This is a genomic window from Anatilimnocola aggregata, from assembly GCF_007747655.1.
Taxonomy (GTDB): domain Bacteria; phylum Planctomycetota; class Planctomycetia; order Pirellulales; family Pirellulaceae; genus Anatilimnocola; species Anatilimnocola aggregata.
In genome coordinates this window covers 5,002,170-5,021,000 of sequence record NZ_CP036274.1, presented here as the reverse complement: position 1 = coordinate 5,021,000, position 18,831 = coordinate 5,002,170, and the positions used below count along the sequence as shown (strand labels likewise).

General features: G+C 57.9%; 13 protein-coding genes. 5 read left to right on the top strand and 8 right to left on the bottom strand.

The window, feature by feature from the left end:
- The first annotated feature begins 24 nt into the window (after positions 1-24).
- From ETAA8_RS18665 to ETAA8_RS18655, 3 genes are all read left to right on the top strand, one after another.
- Complete coding sequence (locus ETAA8_RS18665) at positions 25-2,232, top strand: type II secretion system protein GspD (protein ID WP_145091643.1); 2,208 nt, start codon at positions 25-27, stop codon at positions 2,230-2,232.
- Positions 2,233-2,249: 17 nt separating this feature from the next.
- Positions 2,250-2,765 (top strand): tetratricopeptide repeat protein, encoded by a 516-nt coding sequence (locus tag ETAA8_RS18660; protein WP_145091639.1) that lies wholly within the window; start codon positions 2,250-2,252, stop codon positions 2,763-2,765.
- A 138-nt stretch (positions 2,766-2,903) separates the two neighbouring features.
- Positions 2,904-5,027: a PPC domain-containing protein gene (locus ETAA8_RS18655; RefSeq protein WP_145091636.1), complete on the top strand. Its 2,124-nt coding sequence runs from the start codon at positions 2,904-2,906 to the stop codon at positions 5,025-5,027.
- Between the two features lie 887 nt (positions 5,028-5,914).
- Here ETAA8_RS18655 and ETAA8_RS18650 read toward each other — a convergent pair.
- The 3 genes from ETAA8_RS18650 to glgX all read right to left on the bottom strand — a co-directional run bounded on the left by ETAA8_RS18650 (position 5,915) and on the right by glgX (position 10,225).
- On the bottom strand, positions 5,915-6,895 hold the full coding sequence (locus ETAA8_RS18650; RefSeq protein ID WP_145091633.1) for an anti-sigma factor family protein: 981 nt from the start codon (positions 6,893-6,895) through the stop codon (positions 5,915-5,917).
- Positions 6,896-6,999: 104 nt separating this feature from the next.
- Complete coding sequence (locus tag ETAA8_RS18645) at positions 7,000-7,581, bottom strand: RNA polymerase sigma factor (RefSeq protein ID WP_145091630.1); 582 nt, start codon at positions 7,579-7,581, stop codon at positions 7,000-7,002.
- A gap of 397 nt (positions 7,582-7,978) precedes the next feature.
- Positions 7,979-10,225 (bottom strand): glycogen debranching protein GlgX, encoded by a 2,247-nt coding sequence (gene glgX, locus ETAA8_RS18640; protein WP_145091627.1) that lies wholly within the window; start codon positions 10,223-10,225, stop codon positions 7,979-7,981.
- Between the two features lie 216 nt (positions 10,226-10,441).
- Here glgX and ETAA8_RS18635 point away from each other — a divergent pair, with 216 nt between their 5' ends.
- Both ETAA8_RS18635 and ETAA8_RS18630 read left to right on the top strand, forming a co-directional pair.
- Positions 10,442-10,966 carry a hypothetical protein gene (locus tag ETAA8_RS18635; RefSeq protein WP_145091623.1) on the top strand — a complete coding sequence of 175 codons (525 nt, stop codon included), beginning with the start codon at positions 10,442-10,444 and terminating at the stop codon, positions 10,964-10,966.
- A 24-nt stretch (positions 10,967-10,990) separates the two neighbouring features.
- Complete coding sequence (locus ETAA8_RS18630) at positions 10,991-11,476, top strand: DinB family protein (protein ID WP_145091620.1); 486 nt, start codon at positions 10,991-10,993, stop codon at positions 11,474-11,476.
- 4 nt (positions 11,477-11,480) lie between these two features.
- Here the strand turns inward: ETAA8_RS18630 and ETAA8_RS18625 are convergent, their stop codons facing one another.
- The 5 genes from ETAA8_RS18625 to ETAA8_RS18605 form a co-directional block, all read right to left on the bottom strand.
- The gene (locus ETAA8_RS18625) at positions 11,481-12,359 is read right to left on the bottom strand and encodes a hypothetical protein (protein WP_145091618.1); all 879 of its coding nucleotides are present in this window, start codon (positions 12,357-12,359) and stop codon (positions 11,481-11,483) included.
- Positions 12,360-12,660: 301 nt separating this feature from the next.
- Complete coding sequence (locus ETAA8_RS18620; RefSeq protein WP_202921076.1) at positions 12,661-14,004, bottom strand: PDZ domain-containing protein; 1,344 nt, start codon at positions 14,002-14,004, stop codon at positions 12,661-12,663.
- A 121-nt stretch (positions 14,005-14,125) separates the two neighbouring features.
- Positions 14,126-14,827: an anti-sigma factor gene (locus ETAA8_RS18615; protein WP_145091612.1), complete on the bottom strand. Its 702-nt coding sequence runs from the start codon at positions 14,825-14,827 to the stop codon at positions 14,126-14,128.
- Positions 14,824-15,363: an RNA polymerase sigma factor gene (locus ETAA8_RS18610; RefSeq protein WP_238397418.1), complete on the bottom strand. Its 540-nt coding sequence runs from the start codon at positions 15,361-15,363 to the stop codon at positions 14,824-14,826. The genes ETAA8_RS18615 and ETAA8_RS18610 overlap by 4 nt, the downstream gene beginning before the upstream one ends.
- 132 nt (positions 15,364-15,495) lie before the next feature.
- Positions 15,496-18,810 carry a PQQ-dependent sugar dehydrogenase gene (locus ETAA8_RS18605; protein ID WP_145091606.1) on the bottom strand — a complete coding sequence of 1,105 codons (3,315 nt, stop codon included), beginning with the start codon at positions 18,808-18,810 and terminating at the stop codon, positions 15,496-15,498.
- Positions 18,811-18,831: the final 21 nt, after the last annotated feature.

Sequence of the window (18,831 nt, the reverse complement as noted above, 5' to 3'; positions counted from 1 at the left end):
TCTGCCAAGAGGTCAAGGACGACCATGCCGAACGCACTACGAATCATGATCTTGGGGGCCTGTGCTGCCGTTGGGCTGGGCGTGGCCATCGCGTTGGCGTTAACGCAGTCTGAGCCTGTGCGCTTGCCGGATGTGCTCGAACAGCAAACTCCTGCGGCTACGCTAGTGATTGCCGCGCGAACTGAGCCCACTCCCGCCCAGACGCCGCCTCATCAGCCGACACCAGCGGCTGAAAATCCGTGGTCCGAAGCACTCGCCGCGACCCAGCCTCGCGTCTCGCCAGAGTTGGCCAGTTATCGTCGCGCCGTGAACGGTCAGATTGACGAACTGCAAGACAGCATCGAACTCCTCGACCGCAACTCTCAAAAGCAGCAGCGGTACCTCAACGACATTCTCTCGAACCTGCAAGACCAGCAGCTTCCGCCCGCGCGTCAGTTGCCCACTGAAGAACCGCCGCCCCTGCCGCGCGCTGCTGCGCCCCCTGCGCTGGAATTGCCACCGGCCGAACCATTGCCGACCCCGAAAGCGCCGCGCATTGGCCGCGAATTGGGCGACGATCAGTTGACGATCAATGTGCAAAATACTGACATCCGCGAAGTCCTCGAACTGCTGAGCCAGCAAGGCGGTTTGAATATTCTGGCCAGCAAGAGCGTCTCCGGCGCCGTGACCGCCTCGCTATCGGGTGTCGATCTCGAAACCGCGCTCGGAGCAATCCTAAAGTCGACGGGCTACATCGCCAGGCGCGAAGGCCAAATCATTTACGTTGGCACACCAGCTGATTTCGCCGCCATGGATCAAACCGAAGATCGCGTTGTCACTCGCGTCTACCGCCCGAATTACGTCAAAGCGGCCGACTTGCAGATGCTGTTCACGTCGCTGCTCACCCCCGAAGTGGGCAAGGTCACCGTCTCGTCTCCTTCCGAAGTCGACATTCCGGCCGATCAAGCCAAGACCGGTGGCAACAACCTAGCGGGAACCGATGTCGTGATCGTGCGCGATTATGAAGCGGTGCTGAAGCAAATCGACCAGATCTTTCTCGATGTCGATGTGAAGCCGCAGCAGGTCTCGATCGAAGCGATGATCCTCAGCGTTAAATTGTCAGACACTTACAAAATGGGCGTCAATTTCGAGGCGCTCCGCGCGAACAACAACGTCCGACTCATCTCCGGCAGTCCGCTCGCCACGTTGGCCGCGATCGACGTAACCGAAGGTGGTTTGAAGTTCGGCTATCTCGATGGCAACCTGTCGCTCTTCATCAACGCCCTCGAAACCATCGGCGATACTAACGTCATCGCCTCGCCGCGACTGATGTGCCTCAACAAGCAGCGGGCCGAGATTCAAATCGGCGAGCAGTTGGGCTATGTCAGCACGACTGTGACAGAAAGCTCTTCGACGCAGACCGTGAACTTTTTGGATGTTGGTACGTTGCTCCGCTTGCGGCCATTCATCAGCAGCGACGGCAACATTCGCATGGAAGTACACCCGGAACTCTCCACTGGGTCGGTGACCGTTGAACAAGGCATGACTCTGCCGAACAAAGCGGTGACGCAAGTCACAACAAACGTGATGTGCAACGATGGCTGCACGGTTGTCATCGGCGGTTTGATTCGCGAAGACCTGCAAACCACGACCAATCAAATCCCCTACCTTGGTAGTTTGCCGTTTCTGGGACCTGCCTTCCGGCAAAAGACCGAAAACATAGACCGTACCGAACTGATCGTGCTGATCACGCCGCGGATTATCTCCGATCCGATAATGTGCCAGGAAGGCAAAAAATATGGCAACGAGTTCACTCAGCGGCAGAGCGTCTACTTCGACAAGATGAGCCCCATCGCTCGCCGTAACTACGGCAATCATTGGCTCCGCAAGGCACGGGCCTCGTACAACGCTCAGGATTACGACCTGGCCATGCGACAAGTGAACCTCGCCATTCACTACGATCCGCTCAATCGCGATTCGATTAACCAGCGGAACGAAATCGTCGCTGCGGGCGGGTTCGAAGATGAAAGCATTCACCAATACCTGAAGCGCGGGCTTTATCCTTGGCAACATCCGATTGGCGATTACTCGCGACAAGGAGTGCCATGGCAAAAGCCCGAAGGTTTTGGCGATGAAACGGGCTATCAGGCCATTCAAGATGACGGACAACCCGGCTCGCTCAAGACGCTCGAACGTCCGCGCCCGGATGTGATTATCGACGATCCGCTCGAACAAGCCACTCGGTTGCCGTAACGCCAAAGCGAACGACTATGAAACTCTCGCTTCAACTACCCCTGCTATTTGTGGCCTGCTCTCTGCCACTCGTTGCCGGCTGCGCCGCGTGGTCACCTCAGAATTTGTTCGGAACCAACCTAGCGGGCCCACCTGCGCAAACGTATGAAGAGCGCAAGGCCGAAGCGGTGCAGTCGTTTGAACTCAAACGCGAGCAAGCGGGCATTCAAGCGGCTGTCAGCACTTGGGAACGGGGTGACGTCGAGAAAGCGCAAGCCAAGCTGCAATCCATCGTTGCCAGCAGTCCCAAGAGCGTCACCGCTCGCTTGCGCCTGGCCGAAATCATGGCTTCGCAAAACGAGAGTTCCGCGGCGGAAACTCACCTGCGCGAATGCTTGACCCTAGCACCGCAGAATGCCGAAGCCCAGCACGCGCTGGGGATGCTCTTGAGCGATTGGCCCGGCCGCGAGGCCGAGGGGCGCCCTTTCTTGCAACGAGCCTGCGAGCTTGACCCGCAAAACGCGGTCTATGCAGCTGTGCTGCAGGATCAATAGGCTGTCGTTAAGGACTGAAACTCTCTTCTGCTTGGCACATCCACGCTGGACCGACTAAACTAAGCGTGCCCACCTTTTCGCCATTGGCAACTCTCGTTGCCAGGGCGTTCCTTTCCCGCCTGCTTGGAGTCTGGTGCCATGCGATGCGAGCATCGTCGGTTCGTTCGCGGTTCCGTTGCTGCGATTGGCTTGCTCCTGCTTGTTCCGTTTGCGGCATTCGGTCAGGCCTCGTATCCCATGCTGATGAGCATTAAGCCCATCGCCGCGACCGTGGGTCAAGCGTCGGAGCACACCATCGCATCGCGTTACACCATGTACGGGGCCTATCAGGTTCTCGTCAGTGGCGAGGGAGTGAAGGGGGAAGTTATTCCTTCCGAACTCTCTGCCGAAGAGGCCGCTAAAAAGGCCGTCGAGCAGTTAAAGGTCCGGTTTCATGTTGCCCCCGATGCGTTGCCCGGCGTGCGTGACGTTCGCGTGGTCGCACCGCTCGGCGTGAGTACCGTTGGTCAACTCGTCATTGGCACTGGCCCTGTCGCCAGCGAAGGAAGCAATAACGACACTATCGACAAAGCCACCGTTGTGCAAATTCCCGCGACCATCTGTGGCGTCGTGGAAAAGGCCGAGGATGTCGACTTCTATAAGTTTCATGCAACCGCCGGCCAGGCACTTACTTTTCACGTTCGCGCCGGTCGCTTGCAAGACAAGATTCACGATCTGCAACAACACTGCGATCCCATTTTGATGCTCCGTAACGCGGCCGGTGTGACGATTGCCGCCAACGATAACTACTTCCGTGCAGATCCGATTATCGCTCACAAGTTTGACCAAGAGGGGGACTATGTGCTCGAGATTCGCGATGTTCGCTACCAGGGCAATCAGTACTGGGAGTATGCAATCGAAGTGAGTCCGCAGCCCTTCGTCGAAAATGTCTTCCCCCTGGCTGTTGCTCGTAATTCCACGACCGACGTGCGAGGAGCTGGCTTCTTACTTTCCGACAAACCTCTCTCGGTACAATTGCCAGCCGATGCGCCGCTGGGCGAACATTGGCTCGTGGCGAAAGTTGATGATCGCACCACTACCCCCTTCGCCGTCGAAGTGACCGATCTTCCCTTGGCACTCGAGGCAGCCGGCGACAACAACAGTGCAGAAAAAGCTCAGTTGATGGCCGTTCCGGCGGGCGTCAATGGTCGCATGGATAGTGAAGGAGACGTTGACTACTACGCCTTCGAAGCCAAAAAGGGAGAAGCGTTTTCGCTGGAGGTTATTTCGCGCCGCCGCAACTCGCAGCTCGATTCGCACCTTCGCCTGTTGAACGAAAAAGGGGCCCAGCTGCAACTCAGCGATGACCTGAAAATCGGCAAGCGCAACTTCTCCGACTCTTGGCTTGAAAACTGGGTCGCACCCGCTGACGGCAAATACTTCATCGAGATTCGCGATGTCCATCTGCGGGGCGGTGATCGCTTTCCGTATTTCCTGACGGTTACGCGCAGTCTTCCCTACTTCGAGCTGTATCTCGATACCGACAAAACGCAGATTCCGCGCGGTTCAAGCAGCGTGCTGTTTTGCCGCGTCGAACGGAAGGGCGGTTTCACCGGCCCCGTCGATTTGTCGGTCGAAGGATTGCCCCCCGGTGTCACCGCCACTTGTGGCCGCATTCAAGTAGGTGCCAAATCGCTTGACGCGATCATTGTGCTGGAAGCCGACGACGATGCCGAGTTTGGCACCAGCCTGCTCAAGGTAACCGGCACCGCCGTGCATGAGCAGGCCGATGGCACGAAGTTGGAACTCACCGCTGTCGGACGGCCCTATCAAGAGACTTATCAGCCCGGTGGTGGTCGTGGGCACTGGCCGGTCGAAACACACTTTGCCGCCGTGACCGACAATGGCGACATTCGCCGCGTCACCGTCAGCACTCAGGAGATCAAGCTGGAGCAAGGCAGTTCGCAAAAGATCGAAGTGACGATCGACCGCAGCCCGGAATTCAAGGCCAACGTCACGCTCGACATGCTCTATCGCCACCTGGCCAGCAGCTTTGGCGACTCCCTGCCGCCGGGCGTCACGCTCGACGAGAAGCAGGCGAAGACCCTGCTGGCCGGTTCAGCGACCACCGGTTTTGTCACCGTCAAAGCCGCCGCTGACGCCCCGCCGGTCGAGAATCACATCAGCGTCGTCATGGCCCACGTCTCGCTGAACTTCGTCATGAAGACCACCTACAGCAGCCCGCCGATCAAAATCAGTGTGGTGAAGAAGGAAGGGAAGTAAATCGCACAAGGGGAGCTTTCCCTCCTCCCGAGAACGCCGCAAACCAACTGGAACAGGAAATTTCCGCTAAGTGCAATTGCGCGAGAAGTTTCCATTATCTCGTAACAAGTGTGCTGCCAGACATTTGCGCACTATGCGCTCGACGCAAGTCATTACCGAACCCTGGAAACCTCCGTTTTCAATTTCCATTATCCGGGTGCCGCCTGATCGAGCATCGAACTGTTCGCGTAATACGGCAAACAGGAAATTTCCGCTAAGTGAAGAGATTTGCAAAGTTTCCATTTTCTCGTAACGATCGGCGTGCCAAGGGATTGTGCCGACTGCTCTCGCCCTAAGTCCTTGCCACGATGTGGAAACCTCACTTTTCAATTTCCATTATCCGAGTGCCGCGTGATCGGGCATCGCACTGTTCAGGCAATGACGGGCTAACGGAAAGTTTCCATTATCCGCTGGGAAACTTCGCTCAAACCCCGCGGCAGTGAGCCGGCAAGATGCCCAGACATCGTGACAAACAACTGTAGACAATATGCGCAATGATCGCGCTATACTTACCAAATTGAGAAAGAGCACCTGTTGAATATTAGATGCTCAGCGCGTGACACGTCTGGTCACGACCGCGAAAAAAAGGAGACGATCACGCCAGCATGATGTCGGGGTGCTGACACTCGGTTTTGCCGTATTTGAGGAGACCCGAAGCGTGAGCGAGGCGCGTGCTGATCGCGGTGAAGAGCCGTCGTGGTTGCCAGACCATTCGATTTGCCGAGTTCAATTGCGCAACCTGCGTCATCCCAACGAATCACGAGAGAAATATGCTTCCGTGCGTCCCGCTCGCTCTCCTCGCTGAGGCTTCAGGTTTCCCACACATGATGAATTCGAGGAGCCGCCACCTACTCCGCGTTTTCAATCAGAATCAGCACCCGCACCTTACGACCGGGGGCAACTTCCTTTGCGGTCTTGTTTGTGCTGCTAGGTTGTACCGGTGTCTTCTGCAGGCGGAACAAGCTGGGGCTCAGTTCTTGGATGAATTCCTGCGAAGTGGCTTGGCCACCCTTAACCGCCTCAGATTCACCTGCCCCTTGCACTCCCTTGCCACCGGTGGTGCTGGCGGCAACGGCGAGCAGCCCTGCGGGGTGAAACTCTACTTTTTCATTCGGCTTGGCAACTTCGCTCAGGGCGAGTTCCAATTCTTCGGCCGACATTTCAACGTACAGCGCATCGGCTGCTGTGGTCAGCTGGCTCCGATCGATGGTCGTGTCGTTCCGCAATTGATTGCGATAGGCATTGCCAACCGCGGGGCCACGAACCGTTGTGTCCGAAGGACGCCGCTTCTCAATTCCTTGTTGGGCGAAGGCTTCGCGTAGTAACTTGCCCGCTGCCAGGTCTTTGGGCGAGCGAATTCGCAAAATCAGGGTTTCGTCATCGCTGGGCAAAGCGGCGACGACGGCTGAAAGTGGATTGGTTTCTTGGGCAACGACGGGGTTGCCGTTGTTGGCCAGCGGTTCATCGCCGCGATGGAGCCAAGGGAGCGAAGCCATGACAAAGGCGGCCGAAGCGGCCACTGCCAGAGCTGCCACAATCAGGCGGCGAGTTGTGCTGGGCCGCTGAGCCGGAGCGACTTTGGTTTCGTTTGCTTTCGCTTCGTGAGCTTTGGCTGCCAAGGCAGCTGCGACCACTCGCTGGGCAAAGCCTTCTTTCACCGAGAAACGCGGCAACGTCGCGACGTCTCGTCGCAGCTGCTGCAGATCGGAGACGTGCTGTTGCAGCGTCGGATCGTGCGCCAACTGAGTCTGAAACGCCACTCGTTCGGCTTCTGGCAAAGCGTCATCGAGATAGCTGCTGATGCGTTCATCGTGGATCGAACTTTTCATTTCGCTCTCATCACTCGGCTTGAAGGGAACGTTAATCCTTTAGGTTCCGCCTGTTATCGACCGGCATCGGCCGATCTGTCGTTTTCACTCGTTGCCTGTTCAACTCATCCGTATCCGTCTTCGCTACCCTCGGCTTGCAGGATCGCGGATAACTCTTCTTTCAAGTGCAACCGTGCTCGATGCAACCGACTGCGAACCGTTCCCACCGGCAATTCCAAAATGTCGGCAATGTGGTCGTAATCGCAGCCATCTACTTCTCGCAGCACGAGGATCGCCCGGTGTTCGTCGCTCAACTTGCCCAAGGCTCGTTGCACTTGCACCGCTCGTTCCTGGCGAAGCAGGTTTTCATCCACCCCTTCGCCGTCGTCTTCTGGCTCCTCGCCCGTCAGTTCGCGATTCTGTTCGACCGAACTCTCATCCCTTCGTCTTCGCCGCCGACTGATGGCCGTGTTGAAAGCAATGCGGTACAGCCAAGTGTAAAACGCACTTCCTCCGGCGAATGACGAAAGCTTGAGATAGGCCTGCACGAACGCGTCCTGCAAGGCATCTTCCGCTTCGTGTCGCGACGAACAAACGTGCACCAAAGCCGTGAGCAACCGGTCCTGGTACTTTTGCACCAGTTTGCCATAGGCTTGCGAGTCGCCTCGCAAGGTTGCCTGGATTAAGTGTCCGTCGTCGTGCGTCACGTTGTCATCGCCTTGGACGCGGCTGCTGTGAGGAAAGTTCCGAAACGAATTTGTTTGACTGGTGTTGTCGCGGCTGGGGCACAGCGTGTTTAAGTTGCAACCTGCTGTCCAGAAGAGTGTTACGTCGATATTTCTGGAATTGCCGTTGCGAACAGGACACGTGGTTGAATTAATCAATCCCCGCCAATTCGTGGAACACTCCCGCCTCTACCTGCCAACACGCGTGCCTGCATTCTCGCCGGTTTACCGCCAGATTCAACTGTTGCTGGCAGAATAGTCGCATCGGTAGCGGGTGATCTAACCGTGGGACAAGCCTCCGGCCTGTCACTCCTTTCCCGGTCTTGCGCCACCTGCGCGCCGGGGCAGAAACCTGACGGAAAGTGAATGCCAGCCTATTTCACGCCGATGGCGGCGGCGTAGGAGGTGGCTCGGGGATCACGGGTGTGATCGGCGGCGTTGTTTCGGCGAGTGGAATCGGAATCGGAACGGTTGCCGCTGGAATTCCCACTGGTTCGACTTCGATGCGGGCGGTACGCAGCACCGCGAGGCTGCGTGCTGGAATGGTGAGCTTGGCCTCGGCTTCTGGATTGGCGACTGCTTCGGGCGGATTGGTCGACGTATAGAGCACGATCTCCCACGGCGTGCTGTTGCTGGCTCGTGGCGGCAGTTGAAAGCCGACCGCCTCGGAGTGAGCATTGAACAGCAGCAACAGTGTGTCGCCAAAAATTGGGTTCCCCTGTTCGTCGGTTTCAGGAATTGCATCGCCGGCCAAGCGCAGCGCCAAGGTGCGGACGAAGCCGGCATTCCAGTCTTGGTCCGACATTTCGTTGCCGACCGTATCGAAGAACGTGATGTCTTTGATCTCGGAGCCGCGCAGCGGACGACCACGAAAAAACGTTCGCCGACGCAACACCGGTTGTTCGGCGTGCAGGCGGACCGCCCGCCGAACCAGATCGAGAAACTGCTTTTGCTCGTCGTTCAGATCCCAGTTGAGCCAGGTCAGTTCGTTGTCCTGGCAATAGGTGTTGTTGTTGCCGTTTTGCGAATGGCTCAATTCGTCGCCGGCCAGAATCATCGGCACACCCTGCGAGAGCAACAGCGTGGCGATCAGGTTTCGCTTCTGCTGCTCGCGGAGCGCGAGGATCTCGGGATTGTCGGTGGGGCCTTCGGCGCCGCAGTTCCAACTCTCGTTGTCGTTGGCCCCGTCTCGATTATCTTCGCCATTGGCCATGTTGTGCTTCTCGTTGTAACTCACCAGGTCTTGCAGCGAGAAACCATCGTGGCACGTGACAAAATTAATGCTCGCGTATGGCTTGCGTCCGCTGTGGCCATACAAGTCGGCACTGCCGGCCAACCGCGTGGCGAATTCGCTCATCGCGCCACCGTCGCCGCGCCAGAAGCGGCGGACGCAATCGCGATACTTGCCGTTCCACTCGGTCCACTGTGCAGGGAAGTTACCGACCTGGTAACCACCTTCGCCCAAGTCCCAGGGTTCGGCGATCAGCTTGACCTGCGAAATGATCGGGTCCTGGTGAATGATGTCGAAGAACGCGCCGAGCTTATCGACTTCGTGCAGTTCGCGCGCCAGCGTACTGGCCAGATCGAAGCGGAAGCCGTCGACGTGCATCTCCAGCACCCAATACCGCAAGCTGTCCATAATCAACTGCAGCACGCGCGGATGACGCATGTTCAGCGTATTGCCGCAGCCGGTGTAGTCCATGTAATAACGCTGGTTATCGCCGACCGTGCGGTAATAAGAAGCATTGTCGATGCCTCGCAGCGACATCGTCGGGCCCATCTGGTTCCCTTCGGCCGTATGGTTGTAAACGACGTCGAGAATCACCTCGATGTTAGCGGCATGTAGCGCGCGGACCATCGACTTGAATTCGCGCACGGCCGAACTGCCACGGCTGGCGGAGTACGAAGCCTCCGTCGCGAAAAAACCGAGCGTGTTATAGCCCCAGTAATTCGACAGACCTTTTTCGAGCAAGTGGCGATCTTCCAGGTGATGATGCACGGGCATCAGTTCGACCGCCGTCACTCCGAGTTCCTTCATGTGACGGATCATCGGCTCACTCGCGAGCCCGGCGTATGTGCCGCGTAGTTTCTCCGGCACTTGCGGATGAAGCTTGGTTAGGCCCGTCACGTGCGCTTCGTAAATGACAGTGCGATGCCAGGGGGTGCGGGGCGGCGCATCGGCCCCCCAGGTGAATGCAGGATCGACGACGACCCCTAGCGGCGCGTACTTGGCGTTATCGCGCGCATCGAAGGACAAATCGCCGTCGGCATGACCAATCTCGTAACCAAACAGCGAGTCGTGCCACTTGGTGGTGCGACCAATGGCCCGTGCGTAGGGATCGAGCAGCACCTTGTTGGGATTGAAGCGATGGCCGTTGTGTGGTTCGTATGGCCCATGCACTCGATAGCCGTATAACTGCCGCGGCAGCACTTCCGGCAAGTAGCCGTGCCAGACCATGTCGGTCTGTTCGGGGAGAGTGATGCGATGCGATTCTCCCTTCCCTTTAACGGAAGGAAACAAGCACAGCTCGACCTTGGTGGCATTCTCCGAAAAGATGGCGAAGTTCACCCCGCGACCGTCCCAAGTAGCTCCCAGCGGATAAGGTTGTCCCGGCCAGACTCGCATGTGGTCGTCCTAACTAAGGCCTTCCGGCCCGATCATGGTGCCAGCAGAGAGAGCCAGCGATGCTTGCAGATATCATGCGATTGTAGCGGTTTGTCACCACGGGACGAGGGGCAGGTGCGCGGGGGTTGCGTTGATCTTCTGGCCCAACCTCCCGCGCTCCATCCTGCGTGCGATAGAATCAGTGCTATTACCTTCGACACTCGCAGGAATAACGCCGTGGCCTTGCAATTCGGAACGAAGCTGATGGGCAAAGTGGACGAAGTGCCACGCATTGGCCACGTCTCGACGCAGTTTTTTCACGTCAACTATGTGCCGCTCATTCCCACCGGATCGTACTTCATTCTCGAAGAGCACGGCGACGAGTTTCGCGGCGTGCAGCTCCCCATGAGCTTCAAAAGCATTCTGGTTGCCTGGCTGCGGGCGGGATTGTTTGTTGGCTTTGTCGCGGGCGTGATTGGCTGCATCATCTCGTTGGCCGAGAAACGAACGGATGGCGCAGTCGGACTGGGGGTTTTAGCTGCCGCGGCTATGGCGGGATTCTGGGGAACGTATTACATTCCGCTCGTCTCGCGGGCCAGCTATCAACGGGCGATGGAAATTGCCGAGCGCATCGGCCTGTCCGACGAAACAGTCCTGATGCTGGAAGTGGCCTATGGGCGCAAGACGGCGGAAGAAGCCGACCTTGAACTCGAAAAAATCGAAGAGCGCCGCGCTGCGGCGACAATCACGGAAGTGGAATAAGCGGATCTCCGGAAAGGAACACGCATGTCGACTGTTGAGAGGTTGTTGGCCGCTATGCAATTCAACCGCACCCGCACTTTGGCCCTGCTCGACAAAATTGAGCACGATGCCGAACTGCACGGTGCGCTCGCCTATCGCCCCGGTCCCGGCCGCGCGCACATCGCCTGGCAATTGATGCACATTGGCATTACGGAAGAGTTGTTTGCCACCGAACGACTCGCCGACAAAAAGGCCGCTTATGCGGAACTAGTGCCGCGCTTCAAAGGTGGCAGCACGCCCGACGACGATATTCCCACGGCCGCGCAAATTCGCCAGGTGCTGCTCGATAGTCGCCAGCACTTGCTGGCGACCTTAAGAACCTTCGACGATAGCCAGCTGACTTGGATGCCGCCGGCACTTGCCGAACGCAAACTGTCGTTTCTAGACGTGCTGCACATTCTCAACTGGCACGAAGGACATCATCAAGGCCAGGCGCACATCACGCTGAACCTGTACAAAGCCAGTCGATAGCAAATTAGAACGGCGCGTTCTCGGGTGAAGGTGCCGTCGCGAGCACCTTCAAGGCGTCGAGCGAACGGAGCACGTCCTCGAGCCCAACTTCCTTCCAGCCGTCGGTCTTGTGATGCAGGATCGCGAGCTTGAACTGCTCGAGAGCATCGTTCAAATCGTCAGGAAGTTCCGGCAAGTTGGCAAATGGCCGTACGAGGTCGATCGGCTCGGCGGTCGCAGTTCCCGCTGTTTGATCGCGATCGGCATACGCGCCGTGGGTCGATGAGCCCCCAGAGCCTTCGTCGCCAAAGTCGGAACCCTCGTGCCGCGGGCCGGTAACGTCCGCATTCACGTCTTCGTACTTGGCGGAGATTTCGGGCTTTTGATTGCGGGCCGGTTCGAAGTCTTCGTCCTTCTCGTTGGTGACGACGTCTTCACTGCGTGGCTTGTCAGCCGCGACCGCGCCGAGTGTTTCCCAGCGTTGTTCGCGCATCCGCGAGACCGACCAATTTTGCTGCACGGCTCCTTCGAGCCACATTTCGGCATCGGTCCAATCGAGCGCGGCCTGAAAATGGCTCCAGAACAGGCCGGCATACTGCTGCTGCGTGGCCCCGAACCGCTGGAAGACGCGGCGTAGGCGACCGACGTGCTGACCGGTGACACCACCGACCAGGCGGGCCCAGGCTTCGTCGGAATACTCGGTGACGATCGCTTCTTGCGCGAGCAGAGCTTGTCGCCAATCGAGAATGATTCGCCCCTTGTCCCAATTCGTCGTGCTGACGAGGCGATTCCACTGACCCACGAAGGGTTGCGAAGCGGCCACAAGTTCCGCCGTCAGCAGGTCCTGTTGTTCAACCGGTGATCCTTCGGTCGCGGATTGCTCCGCCGCATCCAGCCGTTCCACGCGCGTATATCCTTCCAGCAGAGCTTGCCCAAACGATAATCTCGTCGCTTCCGATGAGGGAGAGGAGCGACGAGTTCGGAGAAAATCGAAGGGCTCAACGTACCACGGAGTTGAATCGCGCCCAGGGTCGGGAAGCAGATTTCCGACACGCTAAGGCGAATAAGCACTTGAGCGATTCAGGTGGTAACAATCGGGAAGGGGATAAGGTGTCGCTAGCAGGTTGAATCGCGTTGCTGGGAAGATTTTTGCTCCGCTTCCGCGGCCCTCCAGTGGACCGCGGCGGCCGCCAAAAAACGCCAAGTTACTCCTTCGTGGGCGAATTCGATTCGTTCTTCGACTTGCGCAATTCATCCACTTCTTTACGCAGAGACTTCAGTTCCGCTTTCATCGACTCCAGGTCGGGACTGGCCAGCGCGTCGAGTTTCTTCAGCACCTGATCGACTTTTGCGTCCAGCGCGCTGAGGGGTGGGGCGATGGTCCAAGCACCAGAGAAATGCGGCATGTTGGCCGCACCAGCCTTGGTACTGAAACCGATGGCGGGCGGTGCTCCGGGAGCAATTTGCACATTGAAAGGAACAGCGGGCGCACCGGGAACAGCACCGGGTGCCGCCGGCACGGTAAGATTCATGCCGTGAGGGACGCGCGCACTGAACATTTGCGTGGCACCGACAGCGGGGGCAAATTGCACCGAGCCCGACATACCGCCCAAGAGCGACTGCACGTGCGGGCGAAGCTCCTTGGGCAACTCATCGAGTTTATCGGCGGTAATATCCCACGACTTGTCCCCTTGCTTGACGTGAATCTTCGCCGGCTGGTTTCCTTCCCGCGTCATTTGAATGGTCACGTCATCGGGCAACTTCGTAGCTGAAGCGCCAAACATGAACGCCCCCGGACGAACCATCATCAGGTCAATCGCTTCCGGCCCTTCATTGGCAGTCTCAGCCCGCAGCGCTTCGAGCGCGCGTTCGAACTGTTGCTGAGCGCCACGCAAGCGTTCCAAACGTTCGGCATGACCGGCAGGGGCGGTCTTGGTTGTCGATAGTTTGACAGCCGCGCGTTTGATCGGCTTGATCGTTGCCGTCGTCTCTTTCCCTTCGCGGAGCAGTGTGAATAGCAACTCACCCTCTTTGGCGGCGTCGACTGCCTTGATCAAGTCTGCTCCGGTTTCGAGTTTGGTATCGCCCGCTTGCAACAGAATATCGTCGGTCTTCAACTCTGCCTTGGCTGCCGGGCTCTCGGGGAAAACGAGCGCCACAAGAATGCCATGCTTGGTAGACAGATGCTTGCGCAATTGCTCCGGCAGCGGTTCTATCTGCACGCCAATCCAGTATTCACTCGTGGGTACGTTGAGGCCGAGCATCTTGAAGCCATTCGCTTCGCCAGGCTCATCACCGACCTTCTCGGTAGCCTGTTGATACAGCCTAAGGACGCGGTCGCGGATGGGCGAACTGCGCGGCTTGGTCGTCTCTTTCCCTTCTGTCGGTTTGGCTTCGGTGTCTGTTTCTTCAACGATCGTGACAGTCCCTTCCGGCGCGGCGGTAGCGCGAATCTTTACTTTCACCCCTTCGGCATCTTGCGCGAAGGTGGTGGAAGATGCGAGCGCGGCGGCCAGCAAACCGGCCGTCCAATAGTTGGTCTTTTTCATTCGAGTAACTCCTTGAGCGAAGACAGACATCCTTGCAATGACGAATCCGAGTCGACCGCGGCGACTCATCCGAACAACAGTTGCCGCCCAAGCCCTCTTCTTGCGACAACAGACAAAAAATCTAGTAACTCGGCCGGCTGACCGGAACAATGCGGTAGCCTTCGACTGGCAGCATCATCTGGCGACCATCGTCGAGTTCAATCGGCACCAGCTTGCGCTGGCGATCGACCTGGTGTCCTTCCGCCGTCAGTGCTTCGAGCAGATCGTCGGGCAACGCTGGACGCGAATTACTCAGCAGGTCGTTGGCTGCCGCGGGCTCAAACACCGGCACCTGCAACAACTCGGGGTTCTCCTGCCCTGCTCGATTGACCGCCAGATTCACACTGCTGACCGGGCGATAATTGGTCTTTGTCGGAACACTTTGCGGTGAGTTTTCCGCGGGGCCCGTTTCCGCTAGTTGTGGCGGGATGGGCGCACTCGTAGTGCCCGCCGTCGACTGCCAATAAGCCTGCGCGGCGACAAATGCCAGCAGAAAACTCGCTGCTGCCACCAAGAGCATCCGCAGCCAATCCTTCTGCAGCAGTGATTTCTTCTCGGGAGCAACGACAGGCTGGCTTACACTTGCTGCCGGCGGAGTGCGAATCGATTCGAAATCGCTTCGCCAGGCTTGCGCCTCCAAGAATGCTTCTGCACATTGTCGCCAGGCTGCGGGATGTTGATCGAGCGCTTGCAGCAGTTGCCGATACTCTTCGCGCGAAAGTTCCCCATCGACGAGGCGGTCGAAGGTGATCGAGTTCAACGGCAGCGAAGTCGATTCACTCATGTCATGATCTCCGAATTCAATTGCAACAGCGCGGTGCGCAGTCGCTGGCGGGCCCGATGAAGCCGCGTTTCTACCGCTGAATGACTGCAGCCTAAGTGGCCAGCGATTTGATGGTAGTTCCAATCTTCCGTGTACTTGAGGAGCAGAATCTGGGCATCGCGGGCGGGCAGCACTTGCAGCGCGCGGCGAACCAGTGCCTGCCGTTCGCCCGCCAATAACCAGGCGAGAGGGTGCGAGCGTTCAGTAACCTGAGCTTCACGGGTTCGCTCAAATACTCCAGCAAGCAGGCGGCGACCGCGACCACACTTGCGGCGATACAACAGCGACTGACGCACCGCCAACTGATAGAGCCAGGGAGCCAACTTCGCCACATCCGCCAGCGGGGCAGCCTGCCGAACCGCAGCCAGGGCGACTTCTTGCATCACATCGTCGACCGCCTGCGGCTCTTGGACGCGCGCAAGAACTACGGTGCGCAGCCAACGGTCATGCACCGCGAGCGCCGCTTGCCAATCGATGGGAGCGAGCGTGGTTTCCAAAATCTGCTGTCCGGTCAGCGAAGTCAGTCAGCGCTACGAACAGAACCATTTCCAGCAGTTCCGCTCGTTAGCCCGCTGATATTGTTACCGCTGACCGTCGCGTCTTGCACCTTGGCGACCAGATTTCCGCAACTACTTGGCCGGGGCCGCTTTGGGAAGTTCTGGTTTCACCGACTCCGGCTTCGCTGGCTCAGCTTTTGGTGCCTCAACTTTTGCTGGTACCGTTTTCGGTGGCTCCACTTTGGGCGGTTCGGGTTGTTTCACTTCGGCAATCCACGCCCGGAACAACTTCACGGCAGCCTCATCAACCAGGTACGTCGCTAGCTGCGGCATTTGCCCGCTCTTCTCGCCGCGATTTGCCAGCCGATGCAACAGTACGCTGCGGTCCGGTTCGCCGGGAGCCACCAACAGCGGATCTTTAAGATCGAACTTGTGATGCAGCGGCTTCTCACCAATCAGCTTCATCTTGAAGGGATCGGTGTTAAATTCCAATTGCATTTGGGAGTTGCCGCCACCCGCGTCAATGTGGCAATGCGAACAGTTCGACTGCAAGTAAGACCGCGCGCGGGCATCCAGAGTCTCCGTCTCGTCGTACGGATTCGGCAGCTTCTTGTAAGCGTCGACATCTTTCACGAACAGGCTCTGTGTAGTCTTTCCCGCACGTTGCATGTCGGAATCAGCCGCTTTGCGAAAATGATCGTTGATGTCCTTATCGGCCAGCCCGGCGGTCTTGAGTTGCTCGCGAAATCGAACCGTGGGCTCGTTTGCCGCCGCGATCTTGAGCATCCCCAACCGCTCCAGTACGCGAAACTGATGATCGACCACGCCGCCGTAGTCATGCTCGCGGTTCATTTGCGACTCGCTCAGCCCGAGCACAAAGTTCGCAGCCCGGCTATGACAGACCATGCATTCCGTCCGGCTGGGATAGTGCCACTTCTGCTGACGAACCGACGCGGGCGACTCACTGGACTTCGGCACTCGAATCTCGAACGTCTGGTCCGCACCGCCTGCCTCCACCAACTCGGCATCGGTCTGCGCTTCGTTCCAACGGTACGAGTATCCGGCCCATTCGCCTTCCTGCTTGACCATGAAGCGAGTCTCGACCCAGCGGCGCGACTTTGGGTCTCCAGCAGTCGTTTCGAGCGCGAACGATTTGACGAGCACGGCATCGTCGGGGAACTTCCAACTGCGCCCCGTGTTGAATTCGATTTTCATATCGCGCCCTTCGATGGCGGGAATCGCAATGAAGCGTTCTTTGTGCGAACCATCGGACCAGAGGGGGGAATTGACGGAGTAGGGAACAACGCCGTCGACCATCGAGTGCTTGGCAACGTCTTGAAACAGGCCACTTTCGCTCAACTTGCGGGGGAAGTTCTGCTGGACGGTTTCCGCGGGGATGGGCTCGAGATGATACATGCCCCCTTCGCCGTTGCTCCGATGGTCGAGCACCAGAAGTTCGCCTTTGCTGTCGAGCGCGAAGCCCGAAATGTTGTAGGTCGTATCGGCGATCAGTTTGTGCCAAACGACTTTTTGGCCATCGTGCTTGATGGCCCAAATGCGGCCCGTAGAGTGATCGCCATAGATATAGGCACCTTTCAATTCCGGATACTTCGAGCCGTGATAGACGACGCCACCCGTTAAGGACCGAGCTTCGTTGTGGTGGTGCTCGGCCGTTGGTTTCACGTGTGGATCGGGGCCCAGTTTCCGCTCGGCATAGAAAATGTTGCCCCCTTCATAGACGCTCCAGCCGTAGTTATCGCCCGGACGGACGAAATAAACCTGCTCCCACAGATCCTGGCCATTGTTTCCAACCCAAATGTGCCCAGTCACCGGGTCGGTCGTGATGCGCCACGGATTGCGCAGTCCATAGGCATATGTCTCTGGCCGAAATTCTTGACGCTGGACGAAAGGATTGTCTTTAGGAATCGAGTACTGCTTGTCACCCTCGGGATGATCGACATCGATTCTCAGCACTTTCGAGAGGAGCGTATCGGTCGTTTGCCCAGCAATGTTGGTATCGCTATCGCTGGTCCCATCGCCACTGGTGACATACAGAAAGCCATCGTTCCCAAACGTGACGTCGGCACCGTTATGGCCGTCACTTTCCCAAGCAATGATCTCGAGCGCCGAGGCAGGATCGATCGCGTGCGGCGGTTTCGGATCCAGCTTGAACCGAGTAACGCGGCACATCTTCTTGCTCTTGTCGATCGAACCGTTCCAGCCCAGGTACATGTAGCCGTTCTCGGCAAACTTAGGATGGAACGCCATCCCGTAAGCAGTGCCCGTACCGGGCACAGGCAGATACTCGATCAGTTCGGTTGTTTCGGCACTATCGCGAAAGCGATTGATAACCGAGGGCCCGGACGAGCGGTTTTGGGCGATAACGAGCATCGTATCGCTGCCGGGAATCAGTTTCGCACCAATGGGAAACGTCATCGGCAATTTGGGATAAGCCTTGACCGCGCGATAAGGGAGGGGCGGATCGGGCGAGCCAACGACCTTGGAAGTGGTCAGCGGTTTGAACTTGGCAGGATCAATGCCGAGCTTCTTGCCGGCCGGCTCTTGTTGCGGGCCCAGAAACTTGAGTGACGCGTAGTTCTCGTGGGCATGAAAGTTGGCCTGTTTCAGCGGAGCGATGGTTGAGAGTTCGGGGCCTTCAAATTCGACCGTGTAGTCGTAGCGGCAGAGCGCGAACTTCCAAATTTCATTCACCTCGGGCCGGCCACCGGTGCGCAAAAAGTCTCCCCAGGCCAGGCGACCTTCGACGGACCATCCTTCGTCTTTGTCGGTCCAGCGATTGAGCGACCCTTTGAGTTTGACCTTCGCGGGAAAATCGAACTTGCCGTCGTCTTTGTAGCGCGCATAGCCCCCGGTGCCACGTCGAGGCAAGAACATATCGAGCGTCGCCCCGGCGGCATTCACTTGAAACTCGTAGTAGCCGGGCTTGTCTTCAGCTGGTTTGAAAAAAAGTTCGAAGACGTCGTTATTCCACAGCATCCCGTCTTTGTCTTTCACATCGGCATACAGATCGTGATCTTCCATCTCGGCAAGGAAGTACAAATAGTCGCGGTCCCACAGCAGCCGCGCTTTCGTGGCGGTCTTGCTCCCGCGCGCTTTCGCCCCGAGCCACGGGAGATGAAAGGCGTCGATGACATCGGCAGTTTCCCAGGCGGAATCAGTACCCAGGCCGTCGATTTCGATCTTCTGCTCGGTAAAGCGGCAGTTGAACTCCGTCTCCGGACGCTTGAAGGGTTGGTCCGCCTTGGGTTTTTCGGTGCTCGGTAGTGGCTCTTTTTTTTCTTTGGAATCTTGAGCAAGTGAAACCGTGGCAAAGGTAACAACGAGCCAGGCAGCGGCAAAACGAGCGAACAAGCGCATCGGCAGAACCTCAGCAGTGCGATAGGTGGGACGATTGGCCGGGGCAGAATCGGAGAGGAGTAGCAGCAAGCTGTACTCTAAGTCCGGGCG

Coding starts and splice junctions, on each gene's coding strand:
- ETAA8_RS18665 (WP_145091643.1), top strand. CDS start 25: ATGCCGAACGCACTACGAATCATGATCTTGGGGGCCTGTGCTGCCGTT.
- ETAA8_RS18660 (WP_145091639.1), top strand. CDS start 2,250: ATGAAACTCTCGCTTCAACTACCCCTGCTATTTGTGGCCTGCTCTCTG.
- ETAA8_RS18655 (WP_145091636.1), top strand. CDS start 2,904: ATGCGATGCGAGCATCGTCGGTTCGTTCGCGGTTCCGTTGCTGCGATT.
- ETAA8_RS18650 (WP_145091633.1), bottom strand. CDS start 6,895: ATGAAAAGTTCGATCCACGATGAACGCATCAGCAGCTATCTCGATGAC.
- glgX (WP_145091627.1), bottom strand. CDS start 10,225: ATGCGAGTCTGGCCGGGACAACCTTATCCGCTGGGAGCTACTTGGGAC.
- ETAA8_RS18630 (WP_145091620.1), top strand. CDS start 10,991: ATGTCGACTGTTGAGAGGTTGTTGGCCGCTATGCAATTCAACCGCACC.
- ETAA8_RS18620 (WP_202921076.1), bottom strand. CDS start 14,004: ATGAAAAAGACCAACTATTGGACGGCCGGTTTGCTGGCCGCCGCGCTC.
- ETAA8_RS18615 (WP_145091612.1), bottom strand. CDS start 14,827: ATGAGTGAATCGACTTCGCTGCCGTTGAACTCGATCACCTTCGACCGC.